The following is a 14,380-nucleotide window of genomic DNA, read 5'->3' as shown; positions in this document are numbered from 1 at the left end:
CGGGCCGGACCACCGACTCAGATCACTTCCAGCTGCCCTCGATGCCGTTCAGCACCGTGGCGGTGTCCTTGCCGTTGATCCAGTCGACCATGCCCTTCCAGAAGGTGCCCGCGCCGACGGCGGCCGGCATCAGGTCCGAGCCGTCGAAACGGAAGACGGTCTTCGGGTCCTGCAGGACCTGGACGGAGAGCTTGTCCACCGGGTTCGGCACGTTGTTGATGTCGAGCTTCTTGTTCGCCGACAGCCAGTCGCCGATCTTGGCGCGGCTGTTGACGTACTCGCCGGAGGCCAGGTAGGTCTGCACCGCCTGGACCTCGGGACGGTCGGCGAAGGCCGAGACGAACTCGCCGGCGCCCAGCACCGGCTTGCCCTTGGCCGGGTCGATGGCCGGGAAGTAGAACGCGAAGACGTCGCCGTCCTCAGCCACCTTGGTGCCCTCGGGCCACTGGTTGGCGTAGAAGGACGCCTGGCGGTGCATGGCGCACTTGCCGGTGGTGATCGGCGTGCCGCCCTCCTGGAAGGAGGTGGTGGCGATGCTCTTCACCCCGCCGAAGCCGCCGTTCATGTACTTCTCGTTCTTGAGGATGGTGCCGGCCTTGTTGACCGCGTCGACGACCTTCGGGTCGTTGAACGGGATGCCGTGGGTGGTCCACTGGTCGTAGACCTCGGGGCCGGCCGTCCGCAGCAGCACGTCCTCGATCCAGTCGGTGGCCGGCCAGCCGGTGGCGTCACCGGACTCGATGCCGGCGCACCACGGCTTGGTGCCGCTCGTCGCGATCTGGTCGCTGAGCTTGATCAGGTCGTCCCAGGTGGTGGGGACCTGCCAGCCCTTCTCCTTGAAGGTCTTCGGCGAGTACCAGACGTACGACTTGACGTTCGAGCCGAGCGGAACGCCGTAGAGCTTGCCGTCGACGGTGCTGTACTTCAGCCAGTCGGGGGTGAAGTTCTCCTCGGCCATCGCCTTGGTGTCGGCGCCGACCGTCTTGATCTTGCCCGAGTCGACGAACCGCTTGAGCAGACCCGGCTGGGGGATGAAGGCCAGGTCGGGGGCGTTGCCACCGTCGACGCGGACGCCCAGCTGGGCCTCGAACTCGCCGCTGCCCTCGTGGTCGATCTTGATGCCGGTGCAGTCCTCGAACTGCTTCCAGGACTGCTCCAGGCGGTCGGCCTCGATGTCCCGGATCGACGAGTAGATCGTGACCTTCTTGCCGTCGTGACCCTGGTACTTCTCGTATGCGGCGCACTCCGGCTTGCTCGCGCTGTCGCTCTTCTTGTCGTTGCCGGTGCCGCAGGCGCTGGCGCCGAGCGCCAGCCCCAGGACGCCGGCGATCGCGAGAGCCTGGCGTGATCTGGCAAACGCCATGCCGATCTCCTTCCTTGCCGGCGCGGTACGGGTGGGGCCCGGCGCCGGTCCGATGGTCGTCCCCACATGTAAGCGCTTGCATCCCGTCCGGTCCACCCCCTTGCGGACACGGCCCGGTAACAATCCCGAAACCCGCTCACCGGCAGTGGGTGCGCTCCCACGTTCCGTCCGCCGAATGACGGGCGACCGGGCCGTGAACAGGGCGTCCGGCGATGTCGGCCCACTTCCCATCGATGGAAGTTTCTGCCACCCTGACCCCAAGGCATTGAAGGATCTCGACATCGGAGGAAACCAATGCGTTCCAGATGGTGGAAGCTGGCGGGCGCCACCCTGCTCGCCGTGGGGGCCCTGGTGGTTCCGGCGAGCCCGGCCCTGGCCGCGCCGACGTTCAAGGTGCCGTTCCCCTGCAACCAGTCGTGGTCCGGCCAGACCCGGTCCGACCACAGCCCGGCGTACGCGGTCGACTTCAACCGCACCGACGACCTCGGCGACCCGGTGGTGGCCAGCGCGCCGGGCACCGTCGACCGGGTGACCGACCTCGGCGGCACCAGCTACGGCAAGTACGTCCGGATCGACCACGGCGGCGGGTACACCACCTACTACGCCCACCTCAACGGCTTCAACGTCTCCGTCGGTCAGACCGTCGGCTACGGCAAGGTGATCGGCTGGGTCGGCAGCACCGGCGGGTCGACCGGGCCGCACCTGCACTACGAACAGCGCCTCAGCGGCAACGACATCCAGGTCCGGTTCAACGGCACGCTGGCCCTCTACTGGGGGACGAAGACGTACACCAGCGACAACGGCTGCTCCGGCACGACCGGATCGGGGACGGTGAACACCGCCGGAGCCGACCTGACCGTCCGGTCCGGCCCGGGGACCGGGTACGACGCGGTCGGCTCGGTCGCCGACGGCACCAGGGTCACCATCTACTGCCAGACCAGCGGCACCTCGGTCACCGGCACCTACGGCACCAGCTCGATCTGGGACCGGATCGGCACCGGGCGGTACATCGCCGACGCGTACGTGCTCACCGGCTACGACGGCTACATCCCGAACGTGCCGCGCTGCTGAGGGCCGCTCGCAGCGAGGGGCCCCGCCCGCGGGGCCCCGATGCGGCCGGCCCGGCGGTGCGGGTTGCCGGCCGGGCGGTCCGCCGGGACCACCCTGACGGTCAGCTGTTGAGCTGCCAGATCGAGAAGTTCAGCGCGGCGGCGAAGGTGACCCAGGCCCAGTACGGGAGCATCAGCAGGGCAAACCGGCCCTGAAAAGCACGACGCCGAGGCCGTCGGCTCCGGGGGCCCCTGTCTGGGAGGACGGGGATCCCGGTGCCGACGACCCCGGCGGGTCCGGTGATGAGAACCGGTGTCAGTTAACTGAAGATGCTGACACCACCCGGGCCGACCAGCAGGCCGACCACGATGAGGACGACGCCCCACAGGATCTGCCGGCGGAACAGCGCGAGGATGCCGGCGACCACGAGTACGACTGCGAGAATCCAGAGAATCAGCTCCATGGCGGCTGAATACCCGAGCCGCCGATCCCGGAAACCCAGGTTCTCAGTCGATTTGATCTCCCAGGTGGAAGATGCTGTACGCCTGTTTGATGACCGGGTGGGCGACGTTGCGGACCCGTACCCCGCCCGGCGTGGTGCCCCGCTCGGTGCCGGCGTGCGCGTGCCCGTGCAGGGCCAGCGCGGTCGGCGCCGAGTCGATCGCCTGCCCCAGCTGGTACGACCCGAGGAACGGGTAGATCTCCAGCGGCTCGCCGGCCAGCGTGTCCGGCACGGGGGAGTAGTGGGTGAGCGCGACCAGCAGGTCGCAGTCGAGCCCGCGCAGCGCCTTCCCCAGCGCCTCGGCGCTCTCGTTCGTGGTCTGGACGAAGGCCTTCATCTCCGGCTCTCCGAAGTCGCTGGCGCACCGGCCGGCGAAGCCGCCGCCGAAACCCTTCACCCCGGCCACGCCGAGCCGGCCCCCGGGGAACTCCAGCACCATCCCGGTCCCCTCCAGCACGGTGATGCCGGCGTCCTCCAGCACCTTGACCACCTGCGACACCTGGTCGCACTGGTGGTCGTGGTTGCCGAGCACGGTGATCACCGGTACGCCCAGCCCACCGAACTCCTGCGCCACGCAGCGCGCCTCCGACTCGGTGCCGTGCCGGGTCAGGTCGCCGGCCAGCAGCAGCACGTCGGCGCAGTCGGGCAGTTCCTCCAGGGCCGGCCGGAACCGGCCGACCACGTCCTGGTCCACGTGCACGTCGCCGACGGCGGCGATCCGGATCATCGTCGGGTCCTCCTCATGGCAGCTCCTCCACCTGGGTCGGCGCCTGGGCGCGGATCACCCCGATGTCGCTGGTGATCGGCACGTCGGGAAAGCGCTCGGCCACCCGGCGCAGGATCTCCTCCCGCCGGTGGGGGCTCTCCACCTCGCCGTAGAGGACCAGTCCGCGCTCCCGGCGCACCACGGTGATCCCCTGCTCGGCGACGTCCGGGTCCTCGGCGAGCAGCCGGTGGATCTCCGCCTCGACGTACTCGTCCGGCGGGCCGGCGCCATGCTCGGTCACGGTGTCTCCTTCCCTTCGGGGGTGCGGTCGTACGGCACGGGCGTGCCCCCGTACGGGACCACGTCCAGCCGGTCCAGCAGCACCAGGAACGCCTCCGCGTACGGCGAGTGCTGGGTTTCCTTGCGTACCCGTTCCCAGTCGATCTGTTCCCGCAGCGAGCGGGCCAACGGCAGGCCGCGGGCGAAGTCGCAGTAGTGCTGGGAGAAGCTGAGCAGCTTGTGCACCATCAGCCGGGTGGCCGACGCCACCGGCATGTGGATCGCGTCCACCGAGCGGATCACGGTGTCGTCGAAGGTCTCCTGGGTCACCGGGGTCTCGATGGGCCGGTGGATCAGGTCCACCATCCGACCCTCGTCGTAGACCTTCACCAGCCAGTCCTCCGGCGGGCGCTCGGCGGAGAAGCCCTCGGCCACCAGCGCCTCCAGCGCCCGCTCGACGTCCTCCTCGCGGAGCAGGAAGTCCACGTCGTGCTCGCTGGAGTGGCCGCCGTGCGCGTACACCGCGAAGCTGCCGCCGAGCGCGAAGGGGATGTCGTTCTGCTTGAGCACGGCGGCGACCCGCTTGAGGGTGTGCAACAGGCTCTCGTCCCCGCGCTCGGCCATCTGGTTCTCCCGTCGTGAAGGTGGACAGAGGGTCGGAAATGACTTTGCGTACCCGGCAGGTCCGCCACCCACACCTCGGCGTCGCCGCGCAGCCGGGCCTCCGCCCGCCGTCAACCGGACATTTCGCCGAGTGATGAGCGGGGGTCGGATAATCTGTGCAAGGTGGCCAGATCACTGCGTGCGACCGGCAGCGGGGCCCGTCTGCGCCGGGTCGCCCTGATCGGCATCGACGGCTCGGGCAAGACCACCCAGGCGCACCGGCTCGCCGACGCGCTCACTGCGGCCGGGAGGCCGGCCACCTACCACCGCAACGCCGGCGGCCGGCGCTGGCTCGGCCGGCTCGCCAACCGGCTCGGCCGCCCGGACGCGCAGCGCCTGGTGGGTCGCGACGGCCTGCTCGCCGTGGAGTCGGTACTGCGTTGGCTGGCCATCGCGGCGGCCCTGCTCAGTTGCCTGGTCACCGGCCGTACCGCGGTGATGGACCGCTACGCCGCCTGCCAGTACGCGAGCATCCGGGCGCACGGCGGGCACCGCTGGGAGCGGCTGGCCCGGGCCGGCTACCGGATCTTTCCGCCGCCGCAGGTGACCTTCCTGCTCACGGTCGACCCGGCCGAGGCGTACCGGCGCATCGAGCGGCGCGGCGACGACCACGAGACGATGGGCTGGTTGACCGCGGCGGACACCGCGTACCGGGCGTTGCCGGAGTACCCGAGCTTCGTGCTGGTCGACGCGGGCGGGTCGGCGGAGGAGGTGGCCGGGCGGATCCGGGCCCGGTTGGCCGACTGGCTGCCGGCCGCCGACGCCACGCCGCCCGTCGACGTCATGCCGGCCGTCGACGTCGCGCCGGCCGTCGACGTCACGCCGGTCGTCCAGGTCGACGTCGACGCGTCGGCTCCGGACCGGGCGCCGGCTCAGGCCCTGCCGTAGACCGGGACGGCCGCGCCGCTGGTCGGCGCGGACTCGTCGGAGGCGAGGAACCGGATCACCGGGGCGATCTCGGCCGGGGTGACCCAGCGCCGGTGGTCGGCGTTCGGTTGGGCGGCCCGGTTCGCCGGGGTGTCGATGACGCTGGGCAGCACGGTGTTGCAGCGCACCCCGGACGCCCGGTACTCGACCGCGACCGCGTTCGCGAAGGCCAGCACCGCGGCCTTGGCGGTGGCGTAGCCGGCGGCGCCGGGGAAGGGGGCGAGGGCCGCGCGGGCGGACACGCAGACCACCGCGCCGCCGCCGGCCGCCATCAGGTGCGGCAGGGCCGCCTGGGTCACGAGGTAGGTGGGGCGCAGGTTGATCGACAGCATCCGCTCGAACTCCTCGACCGGGGTCTCGTGCACCCGGCCGCCGCTGGCGTACCCGCCGACGAGGTTGACCACGGCGCGCAGCGGCGCCGTCGGGTCGTCGGTGGCCGCCTCGACGGCGCGGGCCACGCCGGCCGGATCCAGCAGGTCCGCGGTCGGCCGGACCAGGGCCGGCCCCGCCGGCCGCGTCGCGGGCCCGCTCTCCCGCTGGGGTACGACCACCCGCCAGCCGGCCTGGACGAAGGCCGCGGTGACCGCGCCGCCCAGCCCGCCCGTGCCGCCGGCGACCAGCACACTGCGTTCCGCCATGGGCCACACCGTAGCGTGGTCCTTTCGACCTGGCCGGATGAGGCGTCCGGCCTGCCGGAATGGCAGTCTGTGCGGGGAGGGGCCCGGGGCGGGGGATACTTCTGTCGGATGCCGTGGTCATGGTTGACGCTCGCGCCTCATGAAAGTAAGTTTCATCCGTGGCGAAGAGTCCGAAGATTTCTGCGAGTCACGAGTCCGGTGGGCTGATCGTCCACATCAGTGGCCTCCTGCCCTCGCTGTCGCCCGCCGAGCAGCGGGTCGCCCGGTTGGTCGTCGCCAACCCGGCCGACGCCGCCCGGCGGACCATCACCGACCTCGCCACCGCCGCGGAGACCTCGGAGGCCACCGTCATCCGGTTCTGCCGCTCGGTCGGCATGGACGGCTATCCGCAGCTGCGCATCAGGCTCGCCGCCGAGGCCGCCCGCCGGGTCGAGCCGCCGGACGCCCGGGTGGTCGGCGGTGACATCCCGCCCGGCGCCGACCTCGCCCAGATCATCGCCACCATCGCCTTCAACGACGCCCGGGCGGTCGAGGAGACCGCCGAGCAGCTCGACCCGGCGGTCTGCGAGCAGGTGGTGGAGGCCCTCGTCGCCGCCGGCCGGATCGACGTCTACGGGGCCGGGGCCAGCGGCTTCGTCGCCTCCGACTTCCAGCAGAAGCTGCACCGCATCGGCCGGATCGCCTTCTACTTCCCGGACGTGCACACCGCGCTGACCTCGGCCGCGCTGCTCGGCCGGGGCGACGTGGCGGTGGGCATCTCGCACACCGGCACCACCTCCGACGTGATCGAGGTGCTGGAGCAGGCACGGGCCCGGGGCGCCTCGACCGTGGCGCTGACCAACTTCCCCCGCTCGCCGATCACCGAGGTGGCCGACTTCGTGCTCACCACGGCCGCCCGCGAGACGACGTACCGCTCCGGCGCGATGGCCAGCCGGCTGGCCCAGCTCACCGTGGTCGACTGTCTCTTCGTCGGGGTGGCCGCACGCAATCGGGCGCGGGCCCGCAAGGCGCTGGAGGCGACCGCCGAGGCGGTGCAGAGCCATCGGGTCGGCACCGGCCGGAGGCGGGGATGACCGCCGGCCGGGTCGGGCCGGACGACGTCGTGGAGCACCGATCGACCGGTGCCGAGGCGCCCGAGGCCGTCGTCGACCTGCGGCCCGTGGTCCGGGTGGGCGCACCCACCGAGCGGCGCAACCCGCAAAGCGTCGACCTCGACCTGATGTCCACCCGCGACGTGCTCACCGTGATCAACGACGCCGACCGCCGGGTGCCGGCCGCGGTCGCCGCGGTGCTGGACGAGATCGCCGCCACCGTCGACCTCGCCGTGACGGCGCTGCGCGGCGGGCACCGGGTGCACTACTTCGGCGCCGGCACCTCGGGCCGGCTGGGCGTGATCGACGCCGCCGAGCTCGCGCCCACCTTCAACTCCCCGCGCGACTGGTTCTGCGCCCACCTCGCCGGTGGCCCCGACGCGATGTGGCGCGCCGTCGAGGACGCCGAGGACGACACCCGCGGCGGCGCCGCCGAGGCCGACCGCTGCGTACGCCCCGGCGACCTGGTCGTCGGCCTGGCGGCCAGCGGTCGTACCCCGTACGTGCTGGGGGCGCTCGGCGCGGCCCGGGCACGGGGCGCGTCGACGGTGCTGCTCTGCGCGAACCCGGAGGCGGTGGCCGCGTCCGCGGTCGACGTGTTCATCGGGGTGGACACCGGACCCGAGGTGGTCGCCGGGTCGACCCGGATGAAGGCGGGCACGGCGCAGAAGCTGGTGCTGAACACCTTCTCCACCGCCGTGATGGTGCGGCTCGGCCGGGTCTACTCCAACCTGATGATCGACATGGTGGCCACCAACGCCAAGCTGCGCGGCCGGATGATCTCCATCCTGATGGAGGCCACCGGCTGCTCCGAGGAGATCTCCCGGCGGGCCCTGCACGAGTCCGACGGTGACCTGAAGACCGCCCTGGTCTCGCTGCTCTCCGGGGCCGGAGTCTCCGCCGCCCGGGCCGCGCTGGCCCGCTCTGCCCACCAGGTACGCGGCGCGATCGCCCTACTCGCCTCCTGACCCCCGCCGCACCCGCGTGACGCGGAACACGTAGCGGACGGGACGTGCGCGACGCCTCGGATTGTTGTCCAGGGCGTGGGGTAATCAAGGTTCCATGGATGAACCGACCGGTCCGATGACGCGTATCCAGCAGTGACCAGGATCGCAGCGGGACGGTGACGAGGGTCGCTGTGTTCTTGGGGCGCGCAATGGTGCGATGCCCTGAGAGCGGACGAGCGATTTCCGTCCCCACCAGCCCGTTCGTGGTGCCGTCGACAGGCCGCCAGGCGGGGCGCTGACAGCAAACGTGGACCGAGCTTTCAGCTGATACTCAGGCATTCGTGACACTTTCGACTCACGACATGGAATCCCCGACACGTCTCATCTGTTGTGCAGGTGTCAGCACCGACGGACACAGCAGAAGTTACGGGTAAGGGCTGATGGACGTGGGGATGGCAAGGAACCGGGCAACCGGCGCGAGCGAGGGGACCGTGGGCAACGTGGACAAGAACATCGGCATGCGAACCGACGAGGTTGCCGAGGAGCGCGACCTGGTCGGCGTCTACCTGCACGAGATCTCCCGGACGCCGCTGCTCGACGCCGCCAAGGAGGTCGAACTCTCCAAGGCGATCGAGGCCGGCCTCTACGCCGAGCACCTGCTGGGCGAGGACCGCGTCCCGGCCGGCGTCGACTCGGACGACCTGCAGCGCCTGGTCGTCGAGGGCGAGCGGGCCAAGGATCTCTTCATCCGGGCCAACCTGCGGCTGGTCGTCTCCATCGCCCGCCGCTACGTGCGGTCCGGGATGCCCATGCTGGATCTGATCCAGGAGGGCAACACCGGCCTGGTGCGCGCGGTCGAGAAGTTCGACTACGAGCGCGGCTACAAGTTCTCCACCTACGCCACCTGGTGGATCCGTCAGGCGATCAGCCGGGCGATCGCCCAGCAGGAGCGCACGGTGCGGCTCCCCGTGCACCTGGTGGAGGACGTCAACCGGATGCGCAACGTGGCCCGGCAGCTCACCCGTGAGCTGGGCGGCGACCCGGAGCCGGAGCAGATCGCGGCGGCCCTCGGGGTCACCGTCGAGCGGGTCAACGAGCTTCGCCGCTGGTCGCAGGACACCGTCTCGCTGGACACCCCGGTGGGCGACGACGGCGACACCAACCTGGGTGACCTGGTCGCCGACAGCGACGCCCCCTCGCCGGAGGACATCGTCCTCACCGGCCTGGAGCGGCAGCGCATCGAGGGCCTGCTCAACCACCTCGACGACCGGTCCGCCGGCATCATGCGGGCCCGGTACGGGCTGGAGGACGGGCGGGAGCACTCGCTGACCGAGGTCGCGTCGCGCTTCTCGCTCTCCCGCGAGCGGATCCGCCAGCTCGAGATCCAGGCCCTCGGCCGGCTCCGTGAGCTGGCTCGGGCCGAGGGGCTGCAAGCGGCCTGACCTGGTAGTAATGACGGCGAACGGCCGGCGTCCGATAGGGGGACGCCGGCCGTTCGCCGTGTTCCGCGCCGTGGCGCGGCGGCTCAGCCGACCCGGCCGTAGCCGGCGATCGGCATCATGCCCATGTCGCGCTTGAGCACGTTGCGACCCGCGCTCGGCGCGTCGATCACCTGGCCGCTGCCGACGTAGAGGGAAACGTGCCCGAGGCCCGAGTAGAAGACCAGGTCGCCGGGGCGCAGCGCGCTGCGGCTGATCCGCGACGTGGCGCTCCACTGCATCGCCGCGTTGTGCGGCAGCGACTTGCCGGCCGCCCGCCACGCGGCGAGGGTCAGCCCCGAGCAGTCGTAGCCGTCGGGACCGTCGGCGCCCCAGATGTACGGCTTGCCGATCGCCCCGTACGCGTACCGCACCGCGGTGCCGGCGTCGCCGGAGATCGCCGGCGCGGTGGTGGTGGTGCTGGCGGCGGGGGAGGTCGACGAGGCCGGTCGGGGCGGGGGCGCCTCGGTGGCCCGGCCGTACGCCTCCTTGCGCATCTCGTACAGCTTCGCCAGGTCGCCCTCGATCTTCTTCTTCGTGGCGACGATGGTGCGGGACTGGAGCGCCTGCCGGGCCAGCGTGGTGTCCAGCCGGGCCTTCTCGTCGAGCAGTCGGCGCTGGTTGCTGGTGAACCCGGCGATCCGCGCCTGGCGTTGCCGGGTGAGCTGGTCGAGCGTGCCCAGCTTGTCCATCAGCGATCCGCCGCCCGGTTCGAGCAGCGCCTCGACGGTACGCAGCTCACCGGCCTTGTACGCCATGGCCGCCAGCTCGCCGACGTCCGCGCGGCTCTGGGCGGTCTGTGCCTCCAGCGGGCCGATCCGGGCCTGGAGGCCGGCCGCCGTCTTCTGGTTCGCCTTGATCTCCTCGTTGAGCTTGTTGTAGGACTCGACGACCCGTTCCAGCTCGGTCGAGGACTTCTCTATCCGCGCGGTCAGCTCGGCGACGGACGGCTCGGCCCGAGCCACCGCCGGCGGGGCGATCAGCGCGGCCGAGAGGCCGATGATCGCGAGCGTGCGCAGCAGCATCCGTGAGGACGACAAGAGCGGAAGGCTCCTCTCCCACGGCCGTCGGAGGATGCTGACGCCTCCGGCGACACCGGCTCAGGGCCGTCCGGATGGACGGCGCCGACCGAGCCGGCCCCCCAACCTAACCCGTGACGGAAGTGGATCGCAGTGGAAGCAGGGGCGAATGTTGACAAAGAGGCAGCAAGTGCCGCTGCGCACCGTGACTCCGGGTGACACCCCTGGTGCCGCTGATGTCGGCGTGTCGTCGCCGGATGGGCGTTAGTGGCGAAATGGAGGCATTCGTCGTTCCGGGCGGATGCCGGCGCGGAGTCGAGCAGAAAAGACCGATAAATCCGAAACGGTGCACCGATGCCGACGCTGTCATCCGGCCTTCGCTCGCGGGTGCCCGGAAATTGACGGCGCGGCGCTGGCGGGGCGGCAACAGAATGGAGCCCTGAGCCGGGAATCCCGTCCTGAGCAGGTGCGTCACGGCGGGAGCGGCCCGGCCCGCGGCCCTGGGGAGGACGCCGTGCAGACCGACAGCTCCACCACTCGACCGCCGCGCCGGCCCACGCTCCTGCACGCCCGACCCGGGATCGTGGTGACCAGCGAGCGGTTCACCGTCGGGCGGAACACCTTCGCGATCGCCGACCTGACCCACCTGCGCACCGACCGGGGGCCGCACGATCGGCTGGCGATCCGCGTCGTGGCGGTCACCGCCGGCATGATCGGCGGGTCCGGCGTCCTGCTCGGCTTCACCGGGGGCCTGGAGCGGCTCACCGCCGGGGCGTACCTGACGCTGGGGGTGGTCTCGCTCCTGCCGGTGCTGCTGGTGCTCGCTGGCGACCGGTGGCGCCCGCCGGCGTACGAGCTGTGGGGGCACCTCCACGGCACCGAGGTGCTCCTGTTCAGCAGCGACGACCCGGAGCAGTTCGGCCAGGTGGCCGAGGCCCTTGCCAAGGCCCGGGAACTGGGGCGGGACGACGCGGAGGACCCGTTGACGACCGCCGGCTACTGGCGACCGCGCCGCTGAGGGCCGGCCAGCGAAGATCCGCTCAGAGCGAGACGGGCTCCGGGGTACGCGGCTGCGGCGCGGTCAGCTCCCGGGTGACCTTGCGCTCGGCCACGAACGACACGAACGGGATCGTGCCGGCGAGCATCACCAGCAGCATCCGCTTCAGCGGCCAGTTCACCCGGCGGCCCAGGTCGAACGTGGCGGCCAGGTAGAGCATGTAGAGCCAGCCGTGCGCGGTGCCGACCACGGCCACCACGGCCGGCTGGTCGAACGCGTACTTCAGCGGCATGCCGATCAGCACCAGCACGGCCAGCGCCACGCCCACGATCCAGGCGATCACGCGGTACCGGGTAAGGGCTCCGCCCACCGTCGTCCGTCCTTCCGCACCGGCCTCAGCCGGGATAGTCGCCGGGCCTCGCGCCCGGATTGGCGTTCAACCATGTCAGGTAGCGGTTGTACTCGGCCAGGTCGGTGTCGTCCGAGCCGTCCGGGGCCACCGGCACCCGGGCCACCCGGACCGGGCGGCGTACCCCCGACGACGGCGTGCCGTCACGGGGCGTGACGGCCGACTCGCCGTCGGCCCGCTCCGGCGCGGCCTGCGGCCCGCGCAGGGAGTGCCGCACCTCACGCCACCAGACGAAGACCACGAAGCCGGCGAAGATCGGCCACTCCACCGCGTACGCCCAGCTGAGCGTGTTGCCCGAGGCGGCCCGGCTGATCTGCCACCAGCCCAGCGCCAGGAACCCCACCACCAGCACGACCATGGCCACGTGGCGGGCGATCCACGCCGGTGTCCAGAGCCGCTTCATGCCATCGAGGGTACCGGGACGACCGGCGGTCTCCGACGCGGCGTCGTAGTCACCGGCGCGTCGGAGGGTTTGGTGACACCCGGTGTGGGCATCCGTCTAGACGCCAGCCCAAACGAGACCAGGGGGGCGACATGACCGAATCAGTACGCCAGTCCGGCGACGCCAGCCCGGAGCAGCGGATGCCCGAGTGGGACGGCGACCACGTCCACGACACCCGGGCCTCCGGGACGGACCTCGACGGCGACCTGCTGGGGATCGACCCGGCCGAACTCAGCGACGAGGACCTGATCCGCGAGCTGCAGAGCCTGCACCGGACCCGGCTCGACACGCTGCGGCACGCCGCCGACTCCGCGCTCGCCAACCACCTGCGGCGCACCGCCGAGCTGGAGACCGAGTACCTGGCGCGGCACCCCGGGCGCGAGGTCGACCCGCACCGGCTGCGGGACTCCTGATGGGGACGCACGCCGAACGCGGCATGTCCGCCCCGCCCGAGGTGGTCTTCAGCACCGCCACCGACCCGGACCGGGTGTCGGCCTGGCTGCCAAACTCGCTGCGCCGCAACGGCGACGGGCCGGCGGAGACCGACGGCGAGCAACTGCGCGCCCGCTGGGAGGGCGACGCCGGCGCGGCCGAGCTGCGGGTCGAGCCGGCGGACGCCGGCGGCTCCCGGGTCCGCCTCGAACTGCCCGAGGGTGACCCCGGGCTGGCCGACGAGACGCTGACCAACCTCGCGCGCGAGGTAGCCGAGAACCTTACCGCGGGCTGAGCACCCCCGCCCGATCCGCGACGAGAAGGAGGAGATGCCGGTGGCCGAGAGTGGCCTGAAGCAGAAGGTGGCGCGACTGCGCCAGGCGTACGCGCCGCACGAGCAGCGGCCGCTGGACGGCTACCTCAAGGCGATGGGCACGTACGCCGCCGTCGCCGCGTCCCTGGCCGGCCTGGTGAAGGCGAGCGGCCGACCGGTGCCCGAACGGCCGGCCACCGCCGACGTGGTGCTGCTCTCCGTCGCCACGCACAAGCTGAGCCGACTGCTCGCCAAGGACGCGGTGACCAGCCCGCTGCGGGCGCCGTTCACCCGCTACGACCACCCGATCGGCAGCGGTGAGGTGATGGAGCAGGTCCGGGACCAGGGCAGCCCCACCCGGCACGCCATCGGTGAGCTGCTCAGCTGCCCGTTCTGCCTGGCCGTCTGGGTGGCCACCGGCCTCACCGGCGGCCTGGTGCTGGCTCCCCGGCTGACCCGGCTGGTGGCGACCGCGCTGACCGCGGTGGCCGCCTCCGACTTCCTCCAGATGGGGTACGCGGTGGCGCAGCAGGCCGCCGAGGGCGGGCACCACGACGAGAAGTGACCCGTACGCGAAAGGGGGCCGGCGGATGCGATCCGCCGGCCCCCTTCTCGTCGCCCGTCAGGTGGGGGTGGTGCCGTGGTTCTCGCCGGCCCAGCCGCGCGGCGCCTCGGGCTCCCGCTCGTCCTCGTCCTCCCCGGTGATGATCTCCCGGTCGACCGCGGTGCGGTCGTGCTCGTTGGCGAAGTCCGGCTCGGGGAGGGTGTCCACGCCCTCCGGGGGCTGGCCGAGCGCCGGCAACGCCTCGTGCTCGTGCTCCTGGTGCTGGCTCATCGCACCGTCCTCTCGTCCCTCGGTGGCCGGTCAGGCCACCGACCCACCCAGCAGGTCCGCCGCCTCGTCGACCGCGTACTCGCCCTGCGGGAGCGCGGCGATCCGGGTGAGCAGCTCGGCCGGGAGTTCGGCGGCGACCGCCCGGCGGTAGATGTCGGCCTGGCTGATCCGCTCCTGGCCGTGGTAGATGTCGTCGAGCAGCTCGTCGAGCTGCCGGGTGTCCGGCTGCTCGGTCACTGGTGCGTCGTCGGTCACCCCGGTCAGCTACCCGGGCCCGAAACGGTCAAAC

General features: G+C 71.8%; 19 protein-coding genes and 2 pseudogenes. 9 read left to right on the top strand and 12 right to left on the bottom strand.

Annotated features, from left to right (window positions below):
- Positions 1–22: 22 nt before the first annotated feature.
- On the bottom strand, positions 23–1,363 hold the full coding sequence (locus V6U81_RS10900) for an ABC transporter substrate-binding protein (protein WP_334487472.1): 1,341 nt from the start codon (positions 1,361–1,363) through the stop codon (positions 23–25).
- Positions 1,364–1,657: 294 nt separating this feature from the next.
- On the opposite strand from V6U81_RS10900, the gene V6U81_RS10895 reads away from it, so the two are divergent.
- A complete protein-coding gene (locus V6U81_RS10895; protein ID WP_334487470.1) occupies positions 1,658–2,434 on the top strand; it encodes a peptidoglycan DD-metalloendopeptidase family protein in 777 nt (258 codons plus the stop codon).
- Between the two features lie 100 nt (positions 2,435–2,534).
- Here the strand turns inward: V6U81_RS10895 and V6U81_RS10890 are convergent.
- The 5 genes and pseudogenes from V6U81_RS10890 to V6U81_RS10870 form a co-directional block, all read right to left on the bottom strand.
- Positions 2,535–2,615, bottom strand: a pseudogene (locus tag V6U81_RS10890) (tryptophan-rich sensory protein); the annotation flags it as partial.
- A 117-nt stretch (positions 2,616–2,732) separates the two neighbouring features.
- A complete protein-coding gene (locus tag V6U81_RS10885) occupies positions 2,733–2,876 on the bottom strand; it encodes a GPGG-motif small membrane protein (protein WP_167179460.1) in 144 nt (47 codons plus the stop codon).
- A pseudogene (locus V6U81_RS10880) lies at positions 2,867–3,642 on the bottom strand (metallophosphoesterase family protein). Before V6U81_RS10880 ends, V6U81_RS10885 begins: the two are co-directional and overlap by 10 nt.
- 13 nt (positions 3,643–3,655) lie before the next feature.
- On the bottom strand, positions 3,656–3,922 hold the full coding sequence (locus V6U81_RS10875) for a hypothetical protein (RefSeq protein WP_334487461.1): 267 nt from the start codon (positions 3,920–3,922) through the stop codon (positions 3,656–3,658).
- Complete coding sequence (locus V6U81_RS10870; RefSeq protein WP_334487459.1) at positions 3,919–4,524, bottom strand: nucleotidyltransferase; 606 nt, start codon at positions 4,522–4,524, stop codon at positions 3,919–3,921. The genes V6U81_RS10875 and V6U81_RS10870 overlap by 4 nt, the downstream gene beginning before the upstream one ends.
- 162 nt (positions 4,525–4,686) lie before the next feature.
- On the opposite strand from V6U81_RS10870, the gene V6U81_RS10865 reads away from it, so the two are divergent.
- On the top strand, positions 4,687–5,451 hold the full coding sequence (locus tag V6U81_RS10865; protein ID WP_334487457.1) for a dTMP kinase: 765 nt from the start codon (positions 4,687–4,689) through the stop codon (positions 5,449–5,451).
- On the opposite strand, the gene V6U81_RS10860 is transcribed toward V6U81_RS10865, so the two are convergent.
- The gene (locus V6U81_RS10860; RefSeq protein WP_334487455.1) at positions 5,436–6,128 is read right to left on the bottom strand and encodes an SDR family oxidoreductase; all 693 of its coding nucleotides are present in this window, start codon (positions 6,126–6,128) and stop codon (positions 5,436–5,438) included. The two genes, V6U81_RS10865 and V6U81_RS10860, sit on opposite strands and share 16 nt — an antisense overlap.
- Positions 6,129–6,286: 158 nt before the next feature.
- Between V6U81_RS10860 and V6U81_RS10855 the strand changes: the two genes are divergently transcribed.
- From V6U81_RS10855 to V6U81_RS10845, 3 genes are all read left to right on the top strand, one after another.
- Complete coding sequence (locus tag V6U81_RS10855; RefSeq protein WP_334487453.1) at positions 6,287–7,201, top strand: MurR/RpiR family transcriptional regulator; 915 nt, start codon at positions 6,287–6,289, stop codon at positions 7,199–7,201.
- The gene (gene murQ / locus V6U81_RS10850) at positions 7,198–8,187 is read left to right on the top strand and encodes an N-acetylmuramic acid 6-phosphate etherase (protein WP_420884007.1); all 990 of its coding nucleotides are present in this window, start codon (positions 7,198–7,200) and stop codon (positions 8,185–8,187) included. The genes V6U81_RS10855 and murQ overlap by 4 nt, the downstream gene beginning before the upstream one ends.
- A 431-nt stretch (positions 8,188–8,618) precedes the next feature.
- Positions 8,619–9,608, top strand: a complete 990-nt coding sequence (locus V6U81_RS10845) for a sigma-70 family RNA polymerase sigma factor (RefSeq protein ID WP_334487451.1) — start codon at positions 8,619–8,621, stop codon at positions 9,606–9,608.
- Positions 9,609–9,691: 83 nt separating this feature from the next.
- On the opposite strand, the gene V6U81_RS10840 is transcribed toward V6U81_RS10845, so the two are convergent.
- Complete coding sequence (locus V6U81_RS10840; RefSeq protein ID WP_334487448.1) at positions 9,692–10,684, bottom strand: C40 family peptidase; 993 nt, start codon at positions 10,682–10,684, stop codon at positions 9,692–9,694.
- Between the two features lie 493 nt (positions 10,685–11,177).
- On the opposite strand from V6U81_RS10840, the gene V6U81_RS10835 reads away from it, so the two are divergent.
- Positions 11,178–11,681 (top strand): DUF6232 family protein, encoded by a 504-nt coding sequence (locus V6U81_RS10835; protein WP_334487446.1) that lies wholly within the window; start codon positions 11,178–11,180, stop codon positions 11,679–11,681.
- 22 nt (positions 11,682–11,703) lie between these two features.
- On the opposite strand, the gene V6U81_RS10830 is transcribed toward V6U81_RS10835, so the two are convergent.
- The gene (locus tag V6U81_RS10830) at positions 11,704–12,030 is read right to left on the bottom strand and encodes a DUF3817 domain-containing protein (protein WP_334487444.1); all 327 of its coding nucleotides are present in this window, start codon (positions 12,028–12,030) and stop codon (positions 11,704–11,706) included.
- Positions 12,031–12,055: 25 nt separating this feature from the next.
- Positions 12,056–12,472, bottom strand: a complete 417-nt coding sequence (locus V6U81_RS10825; protein ID WP_334487442.1) for a hypothetical protein — start codon at positions 12,470–12,472, stop codon at positions 12,056–12,058.
- A gap of 131 nt (positions 12,473–12,603) precedes the next feature.
- On the opposite strand from V6U81_RS10825, the gene V6U81_RS10820 reads away from it, so the two are divergent.
- From V6U81_RS10820 to V6U81_RS10810, 3 genes are read left to right on the top strand one after another with little or no spacing between them, the layout of a single operon-like run.
- Positions 12,604–12,924, top strand: a complete 321-nt coding sequence (locus tag V6U81_RS10820; RefSeq protein ID WP_334487440.1) for a DUF6158 family protein — start codon at positions 12,604–12,606, stop codon at positions 12,922–12,924.
- Complete coding sequence (locus V6U81_RS10815) at positions 12,924–13,238, top strand: hypothetical protein (RefSeq protein WP_334487439.1); 315 nt, start codon at positions 12,924–12,926, stop codon at positions 13,236–13,238. Before V6U81_RS10820 ends, V6U81_RS10815 begins: the two co-directional genes overlap by 1 nt.
- Positions 13,239–13,278: 40 nt before the next feature.
- Positions 13,279–13,821 carry a DUF1360 domain-containing protein gene (locus V6U81_RS10810; protein ID WP_334487438.1) on the top strand — a complete coding sequence of 181 codons (543 nt, stop codon included), beginning with the start codon at positions 13,279–13,281 and terminating at the stop codon, positions 13,819–13,821.
- Between the two features lie 57 nt (positions 13,822–13,878).
- On the opposite strand, the gene V6U81_RS10805 is transcribed toward V6U81_RS10810, so the two are convergent.
- Complete coding sequence (locus V6U81_RS10805; RefSeq protein ID WP_334487436.1) at positions 13,879–14,091, bottom strand: hypothetical protein; 213 nt, start codon at positions 14,089–14,091, stop codon at positions 13,879–13,881.
- 30 nt (positions 14,092–14,121) lie between these two features.
- Positions 14,122–14,355, bottom strand: a complete 234-nt coding sequence (locus V6U81_RS10800; RefSeq protein ID WP_420884008.1) for a hypothetical protein — start codon at positions 14,353–14,355, stop codon at positions 14,122–14,124.
- Positions 14,356–14,380: the final 25 nt, after the last annotated feature.

The sequence above is a fragment of the Micromonospora lacuserhaii genome, assembly GCF_036902735.1.
Classification (GTDB): Bacteria; Actinomycetota; Actinomycetes; order Mycobacteriales; family Micromonosporaceae; genus Micromonospora.
The sequence above is the reverse complement of the archived record's forward strand: the minus strand, read 5'-3'. Positions and strand labels throughout refer to the sequence as shown.

Coding starts and splice junctions, on each gene's coding strand:
- murQ (WP_420884007.1), top strand. CDS start 7,198: ATGACCGCCGGCCGGGTCGGGCCGGACGACGTCGTGGAGCACCGATCG.
- V6U81_RS10815 (WP_334487439.1), top strand. CDS start 12,924: ATGGGGACGCACGCCGAACGCGGCATGTCCGCCCCGCCCGAGGTGGTC.
- V6U81_RS10845 (WP_334487451.1), top strand. CDS start 8,619: ATGGCAAGGAACCGGGCAACCGGCGCGAGCGAGGGGACCGTGGGCAAC.
- V6U81_RS10805 (WP_334487436.1), bottom strand. CDS start 14,091: ATGAGCCAGCACCAGGAGCACGAGCACGAGGCGTTGCCGGCGCTCGGC.
- V6U81_RS10895 (WP_334487470.1), top strand. CDS start 1,658: ATGCGTTCCAGATGGTGGAAGCTGGCGGGCGCCACCCTGCTCGCCGTG.
- V6U81_RS10900 (WP_334487472.1), bottom strand. CDS start 1,363: ATGGCGTTTGCCAGATCACGCCAGGCTCTCGCGATCGCCGGCGTCCTG.
- V6U81_RS10820 (WP_334487440.1), top strand. CDS start 12,604: ATGACCGAATCAGTACGCCAGTCCGGCGACGCCAGCCCGGAGCAGCGG.
- V6U81_RS10885 (WP_167179460.1), bottom strand. CDS start 2,876: ATGGAGCTGATTCTCTGGATTCTCGCAGTCGTACTCGTGGTCGCCGGC.
- V6U81_RS10870 (WP_334487459.1), bottom strand. CDS start 4,524: ATGGCCGAGCGCGGGGACGAGAGCCTGTTGCACACCCTCAAGCGGGTC.
- V6U81_RS10860 (WP_334487455.1), bottom strand. CDS start 6,128: ATGGCGGAACGCAGTGTGCTGGTCGCCGGCGGCACGGGCGGGCTGGGC.
- V6U81_RS10825 (WP_334487442.1), bottom strand. CDS start 12,472: ATGAAGCGGCTCTGGACACCGGCGTGGATCGCCCGCCACGTGGCCATG.